The following is a 21,863-nucleotide window of genomic DNA, read 5'->3' as shown; positions in this document are numbered from 1 at the left end:
TACCGGGTCGCCGTCGACGGCGACTCCCCGTACGCGGACGCCGTGGACGAGGCGCCGGCGCTGACGCCGGTCCCCGTCGGAAGCGCGACGCTCGGTGAGACGGCGGATCTCGTCGTCCTCGACGTGGGGCGGGGGGAGTCCGGTGCGGCCGAGACAGTCGCCGTCCGCGCCAGCGACACGCGGAAGGGCGAGGCCGCGGCCGCCGAGTTCCGCGAGGCCGTCGAGGCGCACAACGAGCGGCTGATGGCCGACGAGGAGAACGCGACCGCCGCCTTCCCCGTCGCCGTCACCCTCCGGTACGTCGGCCGGACGAGCGCGCTCGACGACGGCTCGACGCTCGGGGAAGCGAGCGACGGCTCCGGCGGTGACGACGGCTCTGACGGCGACGACGGTTCGGGCGGCGACGACGGCTCTGACGGCAGGGGTGGTTCGGGCGACGGGAGCGGAAGCGACGGGACCGACGGGGATGACGACGCCGGCGGGGAGACGGGTGACGCCGCGCTCGACGGCGGCGCCTCGGGCGACGGGAGCGGAAGCGACGGGACCGACGGGGACGACGACGCCGGCGGGGGGACGGGTGACGCCGCGCTCGACGGCGGCGCCTCGGGCGACGGGTTCGCGGTGCCGTCGGTCGGCGGCGGGACGTTCGGCGCCGACACGGCGGGCTCGCCCGGATCGATCTCCCCGCCGTTCCCCTTCGTCTCGCTGCTCCTGGCGTTCGTGTTCCTCGTCCCGATGAACTTCCTCATCCAGGCGTACGGCTCGTCCGTGCTCGACGAGCGCACGAACCGGCGGGGGGAGCCGCTGCTCGTCACGCCGCTCTCGCCGGTGGACATCGTCGCCGGGAAGACGCTCCCGTACGTCGCGGCCGCGCTCCTCGTCACGACCGTCATCGCGGTCGCCGTGGGGGGCGGCGCCCTCTCGGTGATCGCCGTGCTGCCCGTCGCCCTGACCTTCTTCGCGGCCACGTTCGTCGGCGCGATGTTCGCGCGGTCGTTCAAGGAGCTCACCTTCGTCACGGTCGGCGTCAGCGTGCTCCTCACGACGTACGCGTTCGTCCCCGCCGTCTTCACCAACGTGACGCCGGTCGCGCTGGTGTCGCCCCTGACGCTCGTCGTCTTCGACCTGCAGGGCGAGGCCGTCTCGGTCGGCGAGGCGCTCTTCTCGACCGGGCCGATGGCGCTCGGCGCCGCGCTCCTGTTCGGCCTCGGGCTCGGGGTGTACCGCGAGGAGGACATGTTCACCCAGAAGCCGGTGACGCGGAAGCTCCTCGACGCGCTCGCGGTGCGGCTCTCGGCGGTCGACGACGCCGGACTCGCCGACCTCGCCGACCGCCGGCGGCTCCGCGCGCTCGGCTCGGTCGCGTTCCTCACCGCCTGCGCGATCCCGTTCGTCTTCGTCGCGGAGCTGCTCGCCGTCGCGACGCTGTTCGCGCTTCCGGTGACGGTCTCGGTCCCCGTCCTCCTCGTGACCATCGCCTTCATCGAGGAGGTCGCCAAGAGCGTCGGCCTCTACGCCGGGTTCGAGCGCGGCGTCTTCGCCCGGACCGACCGGGTCGCCGTCGCGGTCGGGCTCGCCTCCGCGGTCGGCTTCTTCCTCGCCGAGAAGGCCACGGCGGTCGTGCAGGCGGTCGGCCTCACCGAGCTGTACGTCGGTCGAGCGGCGTTCGGGAGCGTCGCCGGCGTCGACGGGCTCTCCCCCGTCGCCGCCGCGGCGCTGCTGTTCGCCCCCCTCCTGCTCCACGGGTTCGCCACGACCGTCGCCGCGGTGGGCGCGAGCCGGGACCGGACGGCGTACGCGCTCACGCTGGCGCTGGCGACGCTGCTCCACGCCGCGTACAACTTCGGGGTGGTGAGCGTTCATGGGTGACGCGGAGCGCCGCGGGGGGACCGCCGGACGAAGCAGCCGACTGACCATCGCCGGTCGCGAGCTTGCGGGCCTGCGCGCGGAGAAGACGATCCTGCTGGCGGTCGCGATACAGCTGTTCATCGCCGCGTTCTCGTCGTTCCTCGTGGTCGGGCTCGTCTCGATGTACGACCCCGGCGCGCTCGGCGGCGCGGAGGTGGAGGTGGCCGGCGCGGGCGACGCGGTGAGCGATCTCGAGCGAGCCGCGAGCGAGGTCGACGGGGCGTCCGTCACGCGCTACGAGGACGCGGGCGCCGCGCGGCTCGCGTTCGAGCGCAACGCCGCCGACGCGGTGGTGGTCGCCGATCGGAACGACGAGGGGCGGATCGTCGTGCGCGTCACGGCGCCGGACGCGACCGTCGAGACGACCGTGATCGTCGTCCAACTCCGCGAACTGCTCCGGACGTACGAACTGAACGAGCGCGCCGACCGGACCGCGTACCTGACCGAGTCGCCGCTCCCGCTGCCCGAGCGGACCGGCTCCAGCCCGTACTTCACGTTCACCTACACCGTGTTGATCCCGGTGTTGGTGTTCCTCCCCGTCTTCATCTCGGGGTCGCTCGTAGTGGACTCGATCACCGAGGAGATCGACGAGGGCACCCTCGAACTGCTCCGGGTCGCCCCGGTCACGCTGGGGGAGATCATCGACGGGAAGGCGCTCGCGGCGGTCGCGATCGCCCCCGGACAGGCGCTGTTGTGGCTGCTGCTTCTCCGCGCGAACGGCACGCCAGTCGCCAACGTCCCGTCGATCCTCGCGCTGATGACCGCGCTGACGACGCTCGTCGTCGCGCTGGCGGTCGCCATCTCGGCGCTCGCGCCCGACCGCCGGGCCGCGCAGTTCCTCTACTCTATCGGCGTGCTCGTTCTGTTCGGCGGCGCCACGGCGATGGCCGGAGGGCCGGCGAACGCGGTCGCGCGGCTCGCGATCGACAGCGCCGACGCGAGGACGACCGCCCTCGTCGTCGCCTACGTCGGCATCGCCGCGGTCGCGTACGCCGGGGTCAGACGGCTGGTCGCGGCGAACGGCTTCGGGGACTGAGGGACCGGCGCACCGCGATCCCGAAAAGTTAGAAAAATAATAGTTTTTAGGTCCCGCGCGGTCGTCGTGGAACGCGGTGATCACATGTCTTCGCCGTCAGCGGTCGACGCGTTCCCCGGATTCGTCGCGCTCGACGCGCTAGCGGTGCTCGAGGGAGAGCGCCCCGGTGCCAGCGTCCAGCTGACGGAGGGGTACTTACACGGCCAACAGCGGATGCTGGAGGCGATTGACCGCCCCGACGTCACCGACGACCGGGTCGACACCTGTCAAGAGTCCCGGCGGATCTGGGGGGACCTCCACGTCGACATCGGCTCTCGTACCGAGGGGAACCTCCAAGAGGCGTCGACCCGTCTCCGCGACCTACTCCGCGGGCTCCCGGAGGTCCGGTATCTCAGGGATCGGTACCCGGAGACCTGTTTCGTCGTTCCGGAGTGGCTCCGGACGCCGGGCGAGGTCCAGTACGGGGCCAGAGTGTACTTCTTCGCCGACGAGGCGCCCGCGCCCGACGAGATCCTGGATCGAAACATCCGGGCCGTGCTGGACGAGTCGCCGGGAGCGTTCGACCGGTATCTGGGCTCGCTCCACGGCTATCCGGAGTGCTGTGTCGACTACTACGCGGGGGCGAAGCGGTCGCCGGCGGCCGAATCGCCGGAAGCGAGGTCGATCGCTCCGCTCGCGGATATCGTGGACGAGGAGCGGGTACACGGAGGGGCTCCCTCGTCGTCGTCCGTCACCGAGATACTGCCGGGGTTCTTCGAGCGCCCGCAGAGCTACGCCTTCTTCGCGCACGCGTTCTACCCGGAGCCGGAGTGTGACGCGGCGCGGCGGACCGGCGTCTCGATATACGAGACGCTCGCCGAGAGCCTCCCCGAGTCGCTGGTCCGGGACTACTTCCGGGTTAATTTCGGCTGGTCGTACCTCCTCGAGAGATCGGCCCGACGACGAGTCGACTGCGTCCCCGAACCGGGAGCCTTCGGGCGTGAGCACGCGTTGCTGTACCTCCCGCTGCAGATACTGCTGGAGACCGGGGTCTACTGAGACGGACGTCGGCACCCGGGCCGATTCGGCGCTCGCCGGTCCGAATCACCGCTCGCCGGTAACGCGGTCGGCGAGGCGCTGGACCCACCCGGCGGTCGGTAGCTGCCAACCGTACGCGACCGCGACCAGTCGGGTCCCGACGGTCACCGCGGCGCACGCGCCGGCGGCGAGTCCGCCGAGGCCGCCCGGCGCACCGAGGCCGCCGAGCGCGCCGACGGCCCAGTACGCGCTCCCGCCCAGCACCGCGCAGCTGGCGTAGAAGTCGTCGAAGAGGATGAAGGGCGCGCGGTCGAGGAGGACGTCCGCGAACGCGCCGCCGCCGGCCGCGTTGATCGTCGCGACCGCGACGACGCCGAAGGCGGACACGCCGGCGTCCGTCGCGACGATCGCGCCGGCCGTGGCGAAGGCGGCGAGGCCGACGGCGTCGGCCGCGAGCGTGATCGGGTGCGTGTCCGGCGATTCGAGGACGACGCTGAGGGCGATCGCCAACCCGACGCCGACGAGTCCGAGCGCGATCTCGACCGGCGACTGGAGGGCGAGCGGGACCCGGTTCACGAGCAGGTCGCGCGTCACCCCGCCGGCGAACGCCATCGCCAGTCCGACGATCGCGACGCCGAACAGATCGAACTCCTCCCGGATCGCCTTCGTCGAGCCCACGAGGGCGAACGCGACCAGGCCGACCGTGTTCATGACGGCGAACGGGTCGCCGAACAGGGTCGACGCGAGCCCGCCCGTCACTCCCCGAAGGCCCCCAGGCTCGACTGCAGCTCTCGGCCCGCCGCCTCGTCGGTGAGCTCGCGGCCGACCAGCTCGCGGGCGTCGACCGCGTACGTGGACCCGCCGCGGTCGAGCACCAACACCCGCCCCTTCCAGCCGCGCACGGTCCCGGCCGCCATCGTCTCCGCGACGGGGCGTTCGTCGAGGTCGAGCCCGTAGTCGAACGCGAAGCGCTCGATCGGGTCGAAGCGTTCGAGGAGCGCCGCCCACGCCGACTCGTCGACCGCGCGGCCGAACCCCGCGAGCTTCGTCGGCACCCGAACCCGGTCGACGAGGTCGTCGCGGTCGGCCAACTCGGCCTCCACCTGTCGGGCGACACGCCCGTCGGGCAGGGTTCTGACGTGCGCGGCCCGGTCCGCGCCCTGCTCGCGGAGCCGCGTCTCCAGCCGCCACAGCCGCGTCACCCCGACCTTCAGCACGTCGGGGGCGAACGCGGCGAGGTAGAGCGCGTGCTCCTCGTGACAGTCCATCTCGTCTTTCAGACACGTGCCCGTGCACCGCGCGCACACCCAGACGCTCCCGTGGGCGTCGCAGTAGGGGGCATCGGAGGCGTCGCAGGCGACGTGCTCGCCGTCGTGGACGGTCCCCGCGCAGCGGCGGTCGCCGAGCCCGTAGGCGAGCTCCGTCCCGGCGGTCGCCTCGACGAACTCGACCGCGCCGCCGCTGGCGACGTAGAGCCCCTCGCCCGACTCGTAACCCACGACTTGCACGCGCCCCCGTACGGGGAGCCGCGACTTATGCGCGTCGTCGGCGGAGCCCGAGACGGACGCGACCCGGGAGGCACCGGCGCAAGAGTCAACACTCTTCGAGCCTCCTAGACGATCTTTGATGATGGACTCTGACGACCCGCTCGCGGACGTCTTCGTCGCGAACGTCATGACCGAACCGGTCGAGACGATCGACCCCGAGGCCTCGGCGGCGACGGCGGCCGAACGACTGATCGAGTCGGACATCGGCTCGATTCTGGCGGGCGCCGAGTCGCTGCCGCCGGACGGCATCCTCACGGAGTCCGACTTCGTCCGCCTCGCGGCCGAGGGGCGTGATCCCACGGCGACGACCGTCGGGGAGTGTATGAGCTCCCCCGTGATCACGGTGCGCCCGTCCGACTCGATCGGGGAGGCGGCCCGGACGATGGCCGACCGCAACGTCAAGAAGCTTCCCGTCGCCGAGCCGCAGACCGACGGGCTCGTCGGGATCGTCACCACGACCGACGTGGCGAGGTACGTCCCGATCCACGAGTTCCACCCGGAGGAGACGGAGTGAGCGACCAGAGACGGCCGAACCTCGCGCCGGTCGCGGACCGGCCGCGGTCTTTATTCCGTGTCGCGTGCGATCGCCCCGCATGATCGACGCCGCGCTCGCGACGGACGAGGGCGACGAGGGGGTCGACCTCGCGCTCACCGTGACGAACGAGGGCGAGGACCCGGTCACGCTCCGGTTTCGGACCGGCCAGCGCGCCGACTTCGCGGCCTTCGAGTCCGCCGCCGCCGACGCGGCGGGCGACCCCCGTCGGAGCACCGCCGGGCCGGTCTGGCGACACGGCGAGGGCCGGGCGTTCACGCAGGCGCTCGGCACCGAGACGCTGGCGCCGGGCGGGTCGGCGACGTACGAGGGGACGTGGCGGAGCCCGCGACCGGGCGTCTACCTCGTCGTCGGGACGCTGACCGCAGAGGAGCACGACGCGGAGGCGACCGCGACGGTCACGGTCGGGTGACGTCCGGCGGGCGCACCTCAGTCCGAGCCGGCGCCGTGGACCGCCTCCTCGACCGCCGCCGCGAGCAGCTCGCGCGTCCGGTGGCTCGACTCGGCGTCGGTCCGGACCTCGATCAGGTGCGAGCCGTCGGCGTCGCGGGCCCGCTCGCACGCCGACACGAGCTCCGCGGCGGTCTCGGCGGGGTCCCCGACCGCCTCGGGCCGCGCGTCGACCCGCGCGTACGCCAGCCCGTGGAGGTCGGCCATCGGCTCGAACTCGATGCCGTGCGGGGTCTTGAACGACTCCGTGAACGGCGGCTCGAACGACTCGATCGGCAGGGCGTGGAAGATCCCGCCGCCGTCGTTGTTGATCAGCACGACCGTCGCGTCGACGTCGCACCGGTCGAGCGCGAGCAGGCCGTTGGCGTCGTGGTACAGCGCCAGGTCGCCCACGACGAGGGTGAGGTCGTCCGTCGTCGCCGAGCCCGCCCCGAGCGCGCTGGAGACGATCCCGTCGATCCCGCTGACCCCACGGTTGCCGAGCGCGGTGACGCTCGCCGTCGTCGGCCCGACGAACCGGTCGAGGTCGCGGACGGGCATCGAGTTTGAGACGAACAGCGTCGCCGGGTCGGGGAGCGCGTCGGCCACGGCGCGGAGCGCGTCGCACTCGTGGAAGCCGGCCGGGTCGCCGTCGGCCGAGAGAGCGTCGCCGCCCTCGCTCCCGGTCGCGGCTCGCTCTCGGTCGTGTATCTCCCGAGCGACGCGGTCGGCCTCCTCCCACTGCGCTCGCCAGTCCGGGTCGCCGCCGCCACCGCCGGCGAGCCGCGAGAGGCGGGCGCAGAGCCGGCTCGGCTCGGCGACGACGAGGTCGGTCGCGGCGAACTCCGCCTCCCGCCAGCGCCCCGCGGGGTCGACCTGATACTGGTCGGCGCCGGTCCCGGCGAGGTACTCGCGGAGGTTCTTCGAGGTGGGCGACGCGCCGAGGCGGAGGACGACCTCGGGGTCGTCCCACTCGGTCGCCGGGTCGGACCCCCCGGCGTCGTCCCCGGCGACCGACGCAGAGAGGTACGCGTCGTACGCCCCGATCACGGGCGCGACGCGGGTGTGACCGCCGTACCGGACGTTCGAGAGCGGGTCGGCGAGCACCGGGAACCCGGTCGCGTGCGACAGCGCCGTCACCGACTCCGCGTCGAGGCCGGGCGGGTCCGCGGGGCCGGCGACGATCAGCCCGCGGTCGACCACCGAGAGTTCGTTCGCGAGCGCGCGGAGCTCGTCGTCGCCCGGCTCGGGCGATCCCGGCGTCACGTCGACGTAGGGGCCGTCGCGACCGGCCGCGGAGACCGGGTCGAGGTCGGCGGGCACGTCGCCCGGCACCCGCGTCGGCTCCAGCGGCTTCTTGAACGGGACGTTGAGGTGAACCGGGCCGGGGTCGGCCCCCTCGGCGGTCGCGACGGCTCGGCCCACGGTGGTCCGCAGCGATCGGAGCGCGCGGTCGTTCGGCGCCGGCTCGGGGAGGTCCTTATAAAAACGGACGGCGTCGCCGTACAGCTTCTCCTGGTCGGCGGTCTGGTTCGCGCCCGAGTCGCGCAGTTCCGGCGGGCGGTCGGCCGTGAGCGCGAGCAGAGGGACGCGGGCCTGGCTCGCCTCCATCACGGCCGGGTGGTAGTTGGCGGCGGCGGTGCCGGAGGTGCAGATCAGCGGCGTGACGCTCCCCGTCCGCCGGGCGCGGCCCAGCGCGAAGTAGGCGGCGGAGCGCTCGTCCAGCTGCGAGAAGACGCGGAGGTCGTCGCGGTCCGCGGCGGCCATCGTCAGCGGCGTCGATCGGCTGCCCGGGGAGACGACGACGGCGTCGACGCCCGCGGCGACGAGCTCGTCCACGAGCGCCCCCGCCCACAGCGCGTTCCGGTTCGGCGCGGTCATTGCCACCGCTTGGTGGTCGATATTTAAATACTCCCGCGGGTCGGCCTGGCCGGATTCGTTATACCCGGTCCAGCCGCGAGAGCCCGTGCCACACCGCGTCGACGAGGCGGTCCTCACCCTCGCCCTCGGCGTCGTCCCAGCCGCGGGCGATGGCATCCTCCAGCACCGGCACGGGGTGGTTCTCGAAGTTGTTCATCCCGCGGAACGTCTCCAGCGCCTCGCGGTGGGGCTCGCCGAAGGCGTCGCCCTCGGCCGCCTCGCTCCCGGCCGCGTCGCCCTCGGGCGCATCGCTCTCGTCGAGGAACCCGAGGTCGGCGAGCGTCGCCGCGACGGCCGCGGCCGCCTCGCCCGTCAGCTCCCGGGTCTCGTCGGGCGCCTCGCGCTCCAGCAGGGTGACGTCGTACAGCTTGAACACCCGCTCGAGCTCGTCGATCGGGCCGTCGTGGTCGTCGACGCGCACGTCGATCCAGCGGTCGTTCCGGCCGTCGTACCCGCCCTCGGGCTTGGCGACGTACAGCGCCGCCGACTGCTCGCCGCGCTTGTCGCCGCCAGCCTCGTTGCCGGCGTGGAGCGCGGCGATGAGCCGCTCGGGGAGGCCGCCGTCCGTCTCCTCGAACGCGTCCGCCATCGCGGTCAGCGTCTCGGCGTTCTCCAGGATGTTGCCCTGCACGGTGTAGCCGTCGCCCTGCAGGTCGCCGGCGTAGTCGTGGCACTCGTCGCCGGTGAACGCGGCCGGCTCGCCGTCGAGGCCGACGACGCCGACCTGTCGGGAGGGCGCCTCGTCGTCCGCGCTCGTGAGCGCGTCGACGACCGCCTCGGCGTCGCGGCCCTCCCGGAGGCGGTCGAGGCCGTCGGGGCCGTAGGCGACGTTCGCGAAGCTCTGCGTGGCGACCGCGCCGGCGTCCGCGCTGACGAACGGGACGACGGCGCCGACGCTGACGAACTTCGACTGGACCGCGACGCCGACGGCGTCGGTCTCCGGGTCGCGGGCGGCGATCGAGAACGTCGAGGGACGAGGTGGCATGCGGTTACACGGATCGGCGGCCGCCCTCATAAGTTCGGTCGGGTCGTCCGGGCGGTCCGCCCCTCGTCGACGTCGGCGTCGCCGACGCCGCGCCCCGCGCCGCCGCTCGCGGTCGCGTTCTGCAACGCTTATGCACGCCGACCGACTTCGATCGGGTATGAGCGACGACGACGCCGTCGACGTCGAGGTCGAGTCCTCCGACGACGCCGCGGCCGACGCGGCGAGCGCGAACGGAACGGCGGAGGCGACCGCCGGGGAAGCGAGCGGCGAGCCGGCGGGCGTCAGCGGCGACACCGGCGACACCGGCGACGCCGGCGGCGAGGCGCTGGCCGCCGCCGTCGCCGAGCACGACGAGGCGCTCGCGCGGGAGGTCGCCGAGCTGGAGGCGGAGCTCGCGGAGACGCGCGCGGACCTCCTCGAGACCGAGGAGGAGGTCGAGGAGCTGACGAGCAAGCTCGCCCGCGTGAAGGCGGACTTCAGCAACTACAAACAGCGCGCGAAGCGCAAGCAGGACGAGATCCGCGAGCGCGCGTCCGAGAAGCTCGTCGAGCGGATCACCCCGGTCCGCAACGACCTCCTCCGCGCGCTCGACCAGGAGGCGGGGAGCGATCTCCGCCCCGGCGTCGAGTCGACGCTGGAGAAGTTCGACGAGGTGCTCGCCGAGGAGGGCGTCGAGCCAATCGCGCCCGACCCGGGCGACGAGGTCGACCCGTCCCGCCACCAGGTGATGCTCCGCGTCGAGAGCGACCAGCCCGAGGGCACCGTCCACGAGGTGTACGAGCCCGGCTACGAGATGGGCGACCGCGTCGTCAGCGAGGCGAAGGTCACCGTCAGCGCCGACGGGTCGTAGTCGACGGCCCGGGCCCCCGTCCCGTTTTCACTCCTCGCTTCCGTACCGGCCCGCGATCTCGTCGAGCCCCGCGTCCGGCTCGGCGGCGTGGGGCACCGACAGCGGCGAGACCGACACCTCGCCGTCGACGACCGCCCGCCGATCGGTGCCGATCGGGTCGGGCACGTCCTCGGGCGTCATCCGCCCCCAGATCGGATCGGAGATGGCGACGCCGCCGTTGCCGTCGGAGGTCGCCTCCATCCCGTACCACTCGGACGGCGTGGTGACGCGCATCGGCGCGGGGTCGACGGCGCGGTCCGAGCCGCCGGGGTCGGCCGCGACCGGCTCCGAGCCGCCGTCGGCCTCGGCCGACGCCGCCATCGGCGCGTTGACGTTGAGGTAGTCGGCCCGCTCGAAGGCGCCCGCCGCCGGGGCCTCGTTGACGAGGAACCGCGTGGCGCGCACGGCGTGCGCGAACGACGCCGGCGGCAGGTCCCGCTTCCACCAGTCGTCGCCGCCCGGCACGTACATCGACGTCGCGATTCCGGGGACGCCGAAGAAGGCGCCCTCGACGGCCGCCGAGACGGTCCCGGACCGTCCGAGCGTGTACGCGCCGAGGTTGGCGCCCTCGTTGCACCCGGCGACCACGAGGTCGGCGTCCGGGACGAGCTCGTCGAGGCCGGCGACGACGCAGTCCACGGGCGTCCCGTCCACAGCGTACCCCAGCTCGTGCTCGCGGACCTCGACGTCGGCGGAGATGGCGCGCCCGATCGAAGAGCGGTCGCCGGTCGGCGCGACCGCGACCACGTCGTAATCGGCCGCGAGCGCGTCGTACAGCGCGCGGAAGCCGACGGCGTCGACGCCGTCGTCGTTCGTCAGTAGGATCCGCTCGACGCTCATACCAGTACATCGGGCGGTTCGGACAAAAGCCCACCGTCGGCGGCGGGCTGTCGGCGCCGCCGCGCCGAACGGAAAAGCCCACGTATCCCGGGGCCCCATCGTGCGACATGGGATTCGGGGACACGGCCAAGAAGATCCAGACGCTCGCCGACAAGGCCGAGCGCACGTACCAGAAGATCAACGAGCTCCGCAACGAGGTCGAGGAGACCCAGACGACCGTGGTCGACACCTCCGAGCGCGTCCAGCGGCTGGAAAACGAGATGGCCGAACAGCGGGCCGTCCTCGACGCCGTCGCGCGCGAGGTCGGCGTCGACTTGGAGAGCGTCAGCACCGAGGCGCACATCACCGAGGCGGAGCGCGCCGCCGCGGAGAGCTCGCCCGGGAGCGCGACCGGGGGCGCCGGATCGGCCGAGAGCGACGGCGGCGAGCCGGGGGACGCGACCGACGGGGCGAGCGAGGACGCGGCGTAACCCCTATTCGGCCGGTTCCGCCGTCTGGTCGGCCGATTTCTCTCCGTCGGCGGCCCGCGACACCACCTCGGCCGGCACGCCCGCGACCGTCGTTTCCGGCGGGACGTCGGCGGCGACGAGCGAGTTCGCGGCGACCTGCGCCCCCTCGCCGACAGTGACGCCCGGGAGGACGACAGCGCCCGCCCCGATCATCGCGCCCTCCTCGACGACGACGTCGCCGAGTCGGTACTCGTCGCTGAGGAACTCGTGGCACAGCAGGGTCGCGTCGTAGCCGACGATCGCGTCGTCGCCGACGGTGATCCGCTCCGGCCAGAACACGTCGGGCGTCGACTCCAATCCCCACGCGACGCCGGTCCCGACCGCGACGCCGATCCGCCGCAGCAGCCAGTTCTTCAGCCGCAGGCTCGGGCAGACCCGCGCGAGCACGATCACGACGTAGTTCCGGACGACGACGAGCGGCGACTTCGCGTCCGGCCACGACCACAGCGAGTTCCGCGGGCCGGGCGTCGCGTGGCGGTCGAGTCGCTCGGTCCGGGAGTCGTCCGCCGCATGGTCGGCCGCGGTCGCGCCCGCGGCGTTCGTCGGTTCGGCCGCCGCGCCACCGTCCTCGTGAGTCACGAGGGCCCGTTCGGGCGGCTCCGGTAAAAGGGTCGCTGACGGGGGCGCGCTACTCCCGCAGCTCGTTCATGTGTTCGATCCGCCGCTCGACGAGATCGCTCGTCCCGACGTCGTGGCGGATCCGGAGCCCGTCGCCGGCGGCCGAGAGCCCGTCTTCCGCCTGTCGCTCGGCGGCGGCGATCGAGTCGCCGCGGCCCACGACCGCGAACGAGCGCGAGGTGGTCGTGTACAGCCCGTCGTCGCGCTCGTCGACGCTGGCGTAGTAGAGCAGCGCGTCGCCGACGCTCTCCTCGTCGACCGCGATCTTCGCGCCCGCGTCGGGATCGACCGGGTAGCCGTCCGGCACGGCGTACTTACAGACCGTCGCCTCGCCCGAGAAGTCGAGTTCGGGGAGCGCGCTGCCGTCGCGCGCGGCCGTCAGCACGTCGACGAACGGGGTCTCCAGCACCGGAAGCGCGTTCATCGCCTCCGGGTCGCCGAAGCGCGCGTTGAACTCGACGACCTTCGGCCCCGCGTCGGTGAGCATGAACTGGCCGTAGAGGACGCCCTTGTAGTCGGGGAGCGCGTCGACGACCGCCTCCAGCACGTCGACGGCGGCCTCGTAGTCGCCGTCGTCCATGAACGGGAGCGAGCGGCCCGTGTCCGAGTACGAGCCCATCCCGCCCGTGTTCGGGCCCTCGTCGCCCTCGTAGGCGCGCTTGTGGTCCTGCACCGCGGGCGTCGTCCGGACGTCGCCGTTCGCGACGAACGCCTGGACCGTGAACTCCTCGCCGACCAGGCGCTCCTCCAACACGACGCGGTCGTAGCCGGAATCCCGGAGGTACGCCTTCGCCTCCTCGGCGGTCACCTGATCGCCGATCACCTTCACGCCCTTCCCGCCCGTGAGCCCGGCCGGCTTCACGGCGAGGTCGCCGTCGGCCGCGTCGATGTAGTCGCAGGCGGCCTCCGTGTCGTCGAACACCGCGTAGTCGGGACAACCGGGGATCGACGCCTCCTCCATGAACTCGCGCTGGTACGCCTTGTCCGTCTCCAGGCGCGCCTCCGCGGCCCGCGGGCCGAACGCGTACACGCCGGCGTCGTCGAGCGCGTCGGCGACCCCCGCCGCGAGCGCCGACTCGGGACCGATCACGGCGAGGTCGGCGCCGACGTCGGTCGCGTAGTCGGCGACGGCCTCGGCGTCGGTCTCGTCGATCGACTCGAACCCCTCGGCAAGCCGTCGGATGCCCGGGTTCCGGTTGCTCGCGCAGGCGTACAGCGCGCAGTCGTCGGCGACCGCGCGGGCGATCGCGTGCTCGCGTCCGCCGCCGCCGACGAGGAGTACGGTCTCGGTCATGCCCGACGGATACGTACATGGTAGTGTAAGCTTTACTTTCCACTCGCACCGAGATAGACATATACGTGGATCGTTTGCGGGAGCGACGCCCGAACCCGCCCCTCGTGTGAGGCTTTTTGCCTCGCCGGGGCGAACCGCGGGTATGACACAGCCGACGGAGCGGAACCGCCTCGACGACGAGGCGAGCCCGTACCTCCGACAGCACGCCGACAACCCGGTCCACTGGCAGCCGTGGGGCGACGAGGCGTTCGAGCGCGCCCGAGAGCACGACGTGCCCGTGTTCGTCTCCATCGGCTACTCCTCCTGCCACTGGTGTCACGTGATGGCCGAGGAGAGCTTCGAGGACGAGGGGGTCGCGGAGGTGCTCAACGAGTCGTTCGTCCCGATCAAGGTCGACCGCGAGGAGCGCCCCGACGTCGACAGCACGTTCATGACCGTCTCACAGCTCGTCACTGGCGGCGGCGGCTGGCCGCTCTCCGCGTGGTGTACCCCAGAGGGGAAGCCGTTCTACGTCGGGACCTACTTCCCGCCCGAGCCGCGCCGGAACCAGCCCGGGTTCCGCGACCTCTGCGAGCGCATCGCCGACTCGTGGGCCGACCCCGAGCAGCGCGAGGAGATGGAGCGGCGCGCCGAGCAGTGGACGACGAGCGCCCGCGACGAGCTGGAGTCCGTGCCCGACGCGGGCGCGGCGGGCGACACGGAGGCGCCCGGCGCCGACCTCCTCGACGAGGCCGCCGCCGCCGCGGTCCGCGGGTACGACGACGAGTACGGCGGGTTCGGGAGCGGCGGCGCGAAGTTCCCGATGCCCGGGCGGATCGACCTGCTCCTGCGCGCCTCCGCCCGGAGCGGCCGGGACGCCGCGCTCACGGCCGCGACCGGGACCCTCGACGGGATGGCGCGCGGCGGGATGTACGACCAGATCGGCGGCGGCTTCCACCGGTACGCGACCGACCGGCGGTGGACGGTGCCCCACTTCGAGAAGATGCTGTACGACAACGCGGAGCTCCCGCTGGTGTACCTCGACGGGTACCGCCTCACCGGCGACCCGGCGTACGCCCGCGTCGCGAGCGAGACGCTGGGGTTCCTCGACCGCGAGCTCCGCCACGAGGCGGGCGGCTTCTTCAGCACGCTCGACGCGCGGAGCGCGCCGCCCGAGAGCCGGCGGGGTGACGCGAGCGGGAACGGGCGCGGTCGCGCCGACGTCGAGGGCGCCTTCTACGTCTGGACGCCCGGCGAGGTCGACGCGGTCCTCGACGAGCCGGGCGCGTCGCTGACGAAGGAGCGGTACGGGATCGAGTCGGGCGGGAACTTCGAGCGCGGCACGACCGTACCGACGATCGCGGCGTCGGTCGCGGCGCTCGCCGAGGACCGCGACCTCTCGGTCGAGGAGGTCCGCGAGCGCCTGACCGAGGCCCGCGTCGCGCTGTTCGAGGCGCGGGAGTCGCGCCCGCGGCCCGCCCGCGACGAGAAGGTGCTCGCGGCGTGGAACGGCCGAGCGGTCTCCGCGTTCGCGAGCGCGGCGGGCGTCCTCGGCGAGGAGTACGCCGCGATCGCCCGCGAGGCGCTCGACTTCTGTCGCGACCGGCTGTACGACGCGGAGACGGATGCGCTCGCCCGGCGGTGGCTCGACGGCGACGTCCGCGGCCCGGGGTACCTCGACGACCACGCGTTCCTCGCGCGCGGCGCGCTCGACGTCTACGCCGCCACCGGCGACCCGGAGCCGCTCGGGTTCGCGCTGGAACTGGCCGAGACGATCGTCGCGGAGTTCCACGACGCGGACGACGGAACGATCTACTTCACGCGGGACCCGGAGGCGGGCGAGGGTGACGGGACGGCCGGGGACGGCGATGGGCCCCCCGCCGGCGACGGCGCCCTGTTCGCCCGCCCGCAGGAGTTCACCGACCGCTCGACGCCGTCGAGCCTCGGCGTGGCGGCGGAGACGCTGGCGCTCCTCGACGGGTTCCGGACCGACCGCGAGTTCGCCGCGGTCGCGGAGGCGGTGGTGACGACCCACGCGGACCGGATCCGGGCGAGCCCGCTGGAGCACGTCTCGCTGGTGCGGGCGGCCGAGCGCGTCGAGACCGGCGGGGTCGAGGCGACGGTCGCCGCCGACGCGGTGCCGGACGCGTGGCGCGAGACCCTCGGCGAGCGGTACCTCCCGGGCGCGCTCGTCGCGCCGAGACCGCCGACCGAGGCGGGGCTCGACGAGTGGCTCGACCGGCTCGACATGGACGAGGCGCCGCCGATATGGGCCGGGCGCGACGCGGTCGACGGCGAGCCGACCGCCTACGTCTGCGAGGGTCGGACCTGCTCGCCGCCGGAGGCCGACCTCGACGCGGCGCTGGCGTGGCTGGCGGAGCGGCGGTAGGCGAGCGACTCCGGACCGGCGGTTCGAGTGCCTCTCGGACAGCCGGCGGCGCGAGTAAGCCGCGGCGTAATTATATGCGTCCGTCACGACGCTCCGTCCATGCACGATTTCATCGTCGTCGGCGCCGGCCCCCCGGGCTCGCGGTTCGCCAGGCGGGCGGCCGAGGCCGGCCGCGACGTGGTCGTCTTCGAGAAGGGGACCGTCGGCGAGCCGCTGGCCTGCTCGGGCCACGTCTCCGACGACGTCTGGGCGTACGTCCCCGACGAGGCACGCGACCGGCTCCTCCAGAACCGCGTGTACGGCGCGCGGTTCCACGTGGGCGGCCCCGGCTCGAAGGCGCACCCATTTTATAAAGAACGGCCGGTCTCGAACGTGATCGACCGCGTCGGGCTCGACCGGACCCTCGCCGACTGCGCGCGGGACGCGGGCGCCGACGTCCGCGAGGGGCACACCGTCCTCGACGTCGACGAGCGGTCGGATCGGGTCGCCGTCGAGGTCCGGACTCCCGACGGCGACGTCGAGACGGCGGAGGCCCGGATGGTCGCCGGCTGCGACGGCCCCACCTCTCGCGTGCGTCGATCGCTCGACCTCCCGGAGCCGGACGAGCTGCTCCACGGCGTGCTCGCGTTCGACGACGCGCCCGACGCCGGCGACCTCGTCGACGTCCACCTCACCGCGCCGACCTTTTTCGCGTGGCGGATCCCGCGGGGGGACGCCGGCGTCGAGTACGGCCTCGCGGCGCCCCCGAGCGACGACGTCACGGCGATGTTCGACCGGCTCACCGACGCGTACGGCGCGACGACAGACCGGTTCTGCTCGGGGGCGATTCCGGTCGGGCCGCCGGACCGCGTCACGACGGACCGCGCGTTCCTGATCGGGGACGCGGCCGCGCAGACGAAGCCGTTCACCGGCGGCGGGATCCTGTACGGGATGACCGCGGCCGACGTGGCCGCGGACGTCGTCGACCCCGCGGACCCGGCGACGCTCGCCGACTACGAGGCCGGCTGGCGCGACGAGATCGGCCGCGAGATCCTGCTCGGAAAGGGGATCCGTCGGTGCTACTCGCTGCCGGAGCCGGTCCAGCGGCTCGGGCTGCGGGCGCTGTCGGGCGAGATCGGCGTCCACATGGACCGGCCGACCTCGTTCTTCTCGCCGGCGCACCTCCGTCGGCTGTTCTCGCGGAGCGACCCGCCGGAGTGAGCCGGGACCGGTCGGGGAACCGCCGCGGCGGAGTCCGGCCGTTACTCGCCGACGACCTCGGCGAACGAGACGTTCTCGCGGACGCTCGTGATCTCGACGGTCGGCTCGTCGCCCGGCTGGGAGTCGGGGACGATGACGACGTAGCCGCGTTCGATCTTCGCGATCCCGTCGCCCTTGTCGCCGAGCGTCTCGATCGTGACCTCGCGGACGTCGCCCTCGGAGACCGGCGGGCCGGCGGCGTCGGTCGGGGTTGTGCGGGCCTCGGAGGTGCCGGCACCGTTCCCCGCGACGTCCCGGTCCGGGGACGCGTTCGCCGCTGACTCGGTGGAAGCGGTATCCGCTCCTCCCTCTCGCTGTATCAATGCGACCCGATACGTCTCACCGGGGGTGACCGTCTCGTGTTCTATCTCCGACGACGGGACCGTGACGACGTGGTCCCCGTCGCGCTCCTCGACTTCCCCGGTGAACAGACACGCGAGCGAATCGGTGATCTCGACCATGCGTGACGTTGCGAACACGGTAATGAAAAGGTCCCTATTATTACCCGCGGTGAAAACGCCGTCAGAGGTCGGTCGCAGCCGCGCGGATTCCCGCCCCGGACACCCGCCGAACATAAACGTTTACCCTGTTCCGAATGAATCGCCGGTCATGAGCCGAAACTACGAGTCGCTCCACGATCCGAACGCGGAGTACACGATGCGGGAACTCTCCGCGGAGACGATGGAGGTCACGGGCTCGCGCGGCGGTCGCCGCGACGTCGAGATCACGGACGTCCAGACGACGATGGTCGACGGGAACTTCCCGTGGACGCTCGTCCGCGTGTACACCGACGCGGGCGTCGTCGGCACCGGCGAGGCGTACTGGGGCGCGGGCGTCCCGGAGCTAATCGAGCGCATGAAGCCGTTCGTCGTCGGCGAGAACCCCCTCGACATCGACCGGCTGTACGAGCACCTCATCCAGAAGATGTCGGGCGAGGGCTCGGTCGAGGGCGTCACCGTCACCGCGATCTCCGGGATCGAGGTCGCGCTCCACGACCTCGCCGGCAAGATCCTCGACGTGCCCGCCTACCAGCTGCTCGGCGGCAAGTACCGCGACGAGATGCGCGTCTACTGCGACTGCCACACGGAAGCGGAGGCGGACCCCGACGCGTGCGCCGACGAGGCCGAGCGCGTCGTCGACGAGCTCGGCTACGACGCGCTGAAGTTCGACCTCGACGTCCCCTCGGGGTTAGAGAAGGACCGCGCGAACCGCCACCTCCGCCCCGGCGAGATCCGCCACAAGGCGGAGATCGTCGAGAAGGTCACGGAGCGCGTGAAGGACGAGGCCGACGTCGCCTTCGACTGTCACTGGACGTTCTCGGGCGGCTCCGCGAAGCGCCTCGCGGACGCCATCGAGGAGTACGACGTGTGGTGGCTCGAAGACCCCGTGCCGCCGGAGAACCTCGACGTGCAGGAGGAGGTCACCAAGAACACGACCACGCCGATCGCGGTCGGCGAGAACCGCTACCGCGTCACCGAGCTGCGCCGGCTCATCGAGAGTCAGGCGGTCGACATCGTCGCGCCCGACCTGCCGAAGGTCGGCGGGATGCGCGAGACCCGCAAGATCGCCGACGTGGCGAACCAGTACTACGTCCCGGTCGCGATGCACAACGTCGCCTCGCCGGTCGCGACGATGGCGGCGACGCACGTCGGCGCCGCGATCCCGAACTCGCTGGCGATCGAGTACCACTCCTACGAGCTCGGCTGGTGGGAGGACCTCGTCGAGGAGGACGTCATCGAGGACGGCTACATCGAGGTGCCGGAGAAGCCGGGCCTCGGCGTCACGCTCGACATGGACGCCGTCGAGGCGCATATGCTCGAGGGCGAGACGTTGTTTGACGAGGCGTAAGCCGGATCGAGCCAGCAGCGCGGAGCGCTGCGTTGTTCGACTGAGCGAAGCGAAGTCGAGCATAAAAATCTCTGATTTTCGCAGTTCGACTGAGCGAAGCGAAGTCGAAGGGGCCGGCGCGCCGAGCGTCGGATCCGACCGATATCGATGCCGGACATCTTGACAACCAAATAATATTTTATACCCGGGCATGGTATACGATAGCGGAGTCGACGACGCCCGAAGAGGAACGGCGGCGGCGTGCGGCGAACGCAATTCAGGAGGGCTCCGATCATGGACATCGATGACACTCCCGGCGACGAGTCGACGAGAACAGGGCTGAGGGAGGTCGCACTCTCGCACCGCTATCGATGGCGGCTGCTCTACTGCCTGTTCACGTATGCGAATCCGATGTGGCTCCCCGACGTCGCTCACCAACTCACGGTCTGGGACCGCGACGACGTCGACACCAGAGAGCGGCTCCGGATCTACAACGCGCTCTACCACGACCACGTGCCGCCGCTGCGAGAGGCGGACCTCGTGGCGTATCATCAGCCCGACGACGAGGTCGAGTTGGGGCCGGCGGCGGAGGCGGTCGAACCGGTCATCAGCGATCGGCTGGCGTCCGAGATAGACGACCTGCTGACAGCCGAGCGGACCGATACGGACGTCGCCGATCCGGTGGACTGATCGTCCGGTTCGGCCGTCCGGCGGCGGGTCCGGCACGATACCGGCCCGCCGTCGAACGGCAGAATCGAACGCGAGACGGATGTGCGTCAGGCCCGGGACGCCACCTGGTCCAGCCGGACCGGGTCGAGCCCCCGCCGGTCCAGCTCCGTCTCGATCTCGCGGAGCCGAGGCGCGATCTCGTCCGGCTCGTGACTGTCGGTGCCGACGGTCACACGCGCGCCGGCGTCGACGAGCCGGTCGAGGAACGCCGGAGCCGGGTGGAACGTCCCGTACTCGTCGAGCGCCCTACCGGCGTTGATCTCGGGGACGGTCCGCGACCCTCGGAAGGCGTCGGCGATCGCGGCGTAGTGGTCCTCGGTCGCGAACCCGCGGAGGTGCGGGTTCCGCTCGATCAGGTCCGGATGCGCGGCGACCGCGAACAGCTCCGAGTCGACGAGCGCGGTCAGCTTCTCGAAGTACCGCTCGACGAGCGCGCGCCGCTCCGACTCGGACTTGTCAGCGAAGTGCGAGCGAGCGTGGACGTTCGCGCCGTCCAGCTCGTGGACGCTCCCGACCGCGTAGTCGAAGTCGGCCTCGGCGAGGAAGTCGGCGATCGCCGCCTCGTGTGCGGGGTCGTAATCCATCTCCACGGCGTCGAACACGTCGACGTCGGCGTCCTCGCGGACCGCCTCGATCGCCTCCCGGCGCCGCTCGTACGTCAGGTCGAGGTTGAACCCGAGCGCCCGCTTGTACCGCTCCGCACCGGGCTCGGGCGAGACGTTGCAGTGGTCCGCGAACCCGATCCCGTCGAGGCCCGCGTCCGCGGCCGCGTCCACCATCCACCGGAGGAACGCCCCGTCGGAGTAGTTCGTGTGGGCGTGGTAGTCGTGCACGCGACGTCGTAGGTCGCGCGGCGACTCGTAGCTTCTGGTCGACGAGCGACGCCGGCGGCGACTCAGTACCCAGTGCCCAGCGCCGAGTTCGCGGCGAGCACGGCGAACGTGACGCCGAACAGGGCCGCCAGGATCGCGAAGGAGACGCCCCAGCCGAACAGGTCGGCCGCGAGCCCGACGCCGAAGGAGCCCGCCGAGCCGATGACGGTGTAGACGGTCCGGACGAGTCCGAAGCCGGCGCCGCGCTCCGCGTCGCCGAGCGCGTCCATGAACCGCGGGTCGATGGCGGAGAAGAAGCTCGCGCCGGAGCCGGCCAGCAGCATCGCGACGGCGACGCCGACGAGCCCGGGACCGAAGACGAAGGCGGCGATACCGACCGCGCCGGCGAGCATCGCCGCGCCGATGGCGACGTCGCGGCCCGCACGGTCCGAGAGCCGGCCGAGCCCGACCTGCGCGACCGCCCGAACGACGAAGAAGGCGGAGAAGACGCCGGCCGCGAACGGCGGCGAGAACCCCCGGAACTCGACGAGGAACGTCGGGAGGAACGACATCACGCCCTGGACGACGTACGTGCCGGCCATCGCGATGAACAGCGGGAGGAGAATGCTCGGCCGCGAGAGCAGCTCGACGAGGGGCGCGACCGCGAACCGGTCCCGCATCGGCTGGTCGGGGCGCCGCGGCTCGGTCGGGCGGACGCGCCACGCGAACAGCAGGAACACCGGCACGCCGACCAGCGCGGCCAGCGCGACCGCGGGGCGCCAGCCGTACCGGACGCCGACCCAGGCCGCGGCGACCGGGGCCACGAGCCCGGCCAGCGGGCCGCCCGCGGAGTGGAGCCCGAACGCCGTGCCGATGTCGTCGAACGTCCGCGAGAGCAGCGTCGTCGCCACCGCGTAGTGGAGTCCGGCGACGAGCCCGAGGAGCACCGCCGCAACCACGAAGGCGGGGAAGACGGGCGCGAGCGCGAGCACCGCGCTCATCGCGGCTGTGCCGCCGACGGCGACGAGGATGACCGTCCGCTCGCCGTGGCGGTCCGCGAGCACGCCGCTTGGGAACTGGGCGGCGCCGTACGCCAGCCACATCCCGGAGAGCGCGACCCCGATGGCGGTGTTCGACACGGAGAAGTCGTCGACGATCAGCGGGACGACCGGGCTGATCGCCAGCCTGGCGAAGTAGGTCACCAGGAACGCGAGCATGCACAGCGACAGCACCGTGTGACGGTACTGCCAGCTCATCCCGCTGTCACTGACAAGGGGTGGGTCCGGTCGGGGGTCAACGCTTTCGATTCCGGACGGAACCGATCCCGACTCACCCGCCGTCGG

General features: G+C 72.4%; 21 protein-coding genes. 11 read left to right on the top strand and 10 right to left on the bottom strand.

Annotated features, from left to right (window positions below):
• From DJ75_RS12220 to DJ75_RS12210, 3 genes are all read left to right on the top strand, one after another.
• The coding region (locus tag DJ75_RS12220; protein ID WP_094524735.1) for an ABC transporter permease at positions 1-1,869 on the top strand (1,869 nt) is incomplete at its 5' end.
• A complete protein-coding gene (locus tag DJ75_RS12215; RefSeq protein WP_094524734.1) occupies positions 1,862-2,944 on the top strand; it encodes an ABC transporter permease in 1,083 nt (360 codons plus the stop codon). The genes DJ75_RS12220 and DJ75_RS12215, both read left to right, overlap by 8 nt.
• A gap of 84 nt (positions 2,945-3,028) precedes the next feature.
• Entirely contained in the window at positions 3,029-3,982 is a 954-nt protein-coding gene (locus DJ75_RS12210) for a hypothetical protein (RefSeq protein WP_094524733.1), read from the top strand.
• Between the two features lie 45 nt (positions 3,983-4,027).
• Here the strand turns inward: DJ75_RS12210 and DJ75_RS12205 are convergent, their stop codons facing one another.
• Both DJ75_RS12205 and DJ75_RS12200 read right to left on the bottom strand, forming a co-directional pair.
• Positions 4,028-4,720: a trimeric intracellular cation channel family protein gene (locus tag DJ75_RS12205; RefSeq protein ID WP_170938317.1), complete on the bottom strand. Its 693-nt coding sequence runs from the start codon at positions 4,718-4,720 to the stop codon at positions 4,028-4,030.
• Entirely contained in the window at positions 4,717-5,469 is a 753-nt protein-coding gene (locus DJ75_RS12200; protein ID WP_094524732.1) for a DUF2797 domain-containing protein, read from the bottom strand. The genes DJ75_RS12205 and DJ75_RS12200 overlap by 4 nt, the downstream gene beginning before the upstream one ends.
• Positions 5,470-5,590: 121 nt before the next feature.
• Between DJ75_RS12200 and DJ75_RS12195 the strand changes: the two genes are divergently transcribed.
• Both DJ75_RS12195 and DJ75_RS12190 read left to right on the top strand, forming a co-directional pair.
• Positions 5,591-6,022, top strand: coding sequence for a cyclic nucleotide-binding/CBS domain-containing protein (locus tag DJ75_RS12195; RefSeq protein WP_170938318.1), 432 nt, complete (start codon positions 5,591-5,593; stop codon positions 6,020-6,022).
• Between the two features lie 79 nt (positions 6,023-6,101).
• The gene (locus DJ75_RS12190; RefSeq protein ID WP_094524730.1) at positions 6,102-6,473 is read left to right on the top strand and encodes a BsuPI-related putative proteinase inhibitor; all 372 of its coding nucleotides are present in this window, start codon (positions 6,102-6,104) and stop codon (positions 6,471-6,473) included.
• A gap of 17 nt (positions 6,474-6,490) precedes the next feature.
• Here DJ75_RS12190 and menD read toward each other — a convergent pair whose 3' ends face one another.
• A complete protein-coding gene (gene menD, locus DJ75_RS12185) occupies positions 6,491-8,371 on the bottom strand; it encodes a 2-succinyl-5-enolpyruvyl-6-hydroxy-3-cyclohexene-1-carboxylic-acid synthase (protein ID WP_094524729.1) in 1,881 nt (626 codons plus the stop codon).
• Positions 8,372-8,429: 58 nt separating this feature from the next.
• The gene (locus DJ75_RS12180; protein ID WP_094524728.1) at positions 8,430-9,395 is read right to left on the bottom strand and encodes a DUF1028 domain-containing protein; all 966 of its coding nucleotides are present in this window, start codon (positions 9,393-9,395) and stop codon (positions 8,430-8,432) included.
• Positions 9,396-9,552: 157 nt separating this feature from the next.
• Between DJ75_RS12180 and DJ75_RS12175 the strand changes: the two genes are divergently transcribed.
• Entirely contained in the window at positions 9,553-10,245 is a 693-nt protein-coding gene (locus DJ75_RS12175; RefSeq protein WP_094524727.1) for a nucleotide exchange factor GrpE, read from the top strand.
• 27 nt (positions 10,246-10,272) lie between these two features.
• Here the strand turns inward: DJ75_RS12175 and surE are convergent, their stop codons facing one another.
• Complete coding sequence (gene surE / locus DJ75_RS12170) at positions 10,273-11,124, bottom strand: 5'/3'-nucleotidase SurE (RefSeq protein WP_094524726.1); 852 nt, start codon at positions 11,122-11,124, stop codon at positions 10,273-10,275.
• 107 nt (positions 11,125-11,231) lie between these two features.
• On the opposite strand from surE, the gene DJ75_RS12165 reads away from it, so the two are divergent.
• Positions 11,232-11,594 carry a DUF5798 family protein gene (locus DJ75_RS12165; protein ID WP_094524725.1) on the top strand — a complete coding sequence of 121 codons (363 nt, stop codon included), beginning with the start codon at positions 11,232-11,234 and terminating at the stop codon, positions 11,592-11,594.
• Between the two features lie 3 nt (positions 11,595-11,597).
• On the opposite strand, the gene DJ75_RS12160 is transcribed toward DJ75_RS12165, so the two are convergent.
• Both DJ75_RS12160 and purD read right to left on the bottom strand, forming a co-directional pair.
• Positions 11,598-12,212: an acyltransferase gene (locus DJ75_RS12160; RefSeq protein WP_094524724.1), complete on the bottom strand. Its 615-nt coding sequence runs from the start codon at positions 12,210-12,212 to the stop codon at positions 11,598-11,600.
• A gap of 49 nt (positions 12,213-12,261) precedes the next feature.
• Entirely contained in the window at positions 12,262-13,545 is a 1,284-nt protein-coding gene (gene purD, locus DJ75_RS12155; protein ID WP_094524723.1) for a phosphoribosylamine--glycine ligase, read from the bottom strand.
• Between the two features lie 142 nt (positions 13,546-13,687).
• On the opposite strand from purD, the gene DJ75_RS12150 reads away from it, so the two are divergent.
• Both DJ75_RS12150 and DJ75_RS12145 read left to right on the top strand, forming a co-directional pair.
• The gene (locus DJ75_RS12150; protein WP_094524722.1) at positions 13,688-15,913 is read left to right on the top strand and encodes a thioredoxin domain-containing protein; all 2,226 of its coding nucleotides are present in this window, start codon (positions 13,688-13,690) and stop codon (positions 15,911-15,913) included.
• Positions 15,914-16,012: 99 nt separating this feature from the next.
• Complete coding sequence (locus DJ75_RS12145; protein WP_094524721.1) at positions 16,013-17,113, top strand: geranylgeranyl reductase family protein; 1,101 nt, start codon at positions 16,013-16,015, stop codon at positions 17,111-17,113.
• Positions 17,114-17,154: 41 nt separating this feature from the next.
• Here the strand turns inward: DJ75_RS12145 and DJ75_RS12140 are convergent, their stop codons facing one another.
• On the bottom strand, positions 17,155-17,613 hold the full coding sequence (locus DJ75_RS12140) for a TRAM domain-containing protein (RefSeq protein ID WP_094524720.1): 459 nt from the start codon (positions 17,611-17,613) through the stop codon (positions 17,155-17,157).
• Positions 17,614-17,761: 148 nt separating this feature from the next.
• On the opposite strand from DJ75_RS12140, the gene DJ75_RS12135 reads away from it, so the two are divergent.
• Both DJ75_RS12135 and DJ75_RS12130 read left to right on the top strand, forming a co-directional pair.
• Positions 17,762-19,000 (top strand): mandelate racemase/muconate lactonizing enzyme family protein, encoded by a 1,239-nt coding sequence (locus DJ75_RS12135; RefSeq protein ID WP_094524719.1) that lies wholly within the window; start codon positions 17,762-17,764, stop codon positions 18,998-19,000.
• Positions 19,001-19,273: 273 nt separating this feature from the next.
• A complete protein-coding gene (locus DJ75_RS12130; RefSeq protein ID WP_141212031.1) occupies positions 19,274-19,669 on the top strand; it encodes a hypothetical protein in 396 nt (131 codons plus the stop codon).
• Between the two features lie 86 nt (positions 19,670-19,755).
• Here DJ75_RS12130 and DJ75_RS12125 read toward each other — a convergent pair whose 3' ends face one another.
• Positions 19,756-20,541, bottom strand: a complete 786-nt coding sequence (locus DJ75_RS12125) for a PHP domain-containing protein (protein WP_094524717.1) — start codon at positions 20,539-20,541, stop codon at positions 19,756-19,758.
• A gap of 62 nt (positions 20,542-20,603) precedes the next feature.
• Positions 20,604-21,776: an MFS transporter gene (locus DJ75_RS12120; RefSeq protein WP_094524716.1), complete on the bottom strand. Its 1,173-nt coding sequence runs from the start codon at positions 21,774-21,776 to the stop codon at positions 20,604-20,606.
• Positions 21,777-21,863: the final 87 nt, after the last annotated feature.

The organism is Halorubrum sp. Eb13, assembly GCF_002252895.1.
In the GTDB taxonomy this organism is placed as follows: Archaea; Halobacteriota; Halobacteria; order Halobacteriales; family Haloferacaceae; genus Halorubrum.
Note: the sequence above shows the minus strand (reverse complement) of the source record. Positions and strands in the feature narration are given on the sequence as shown.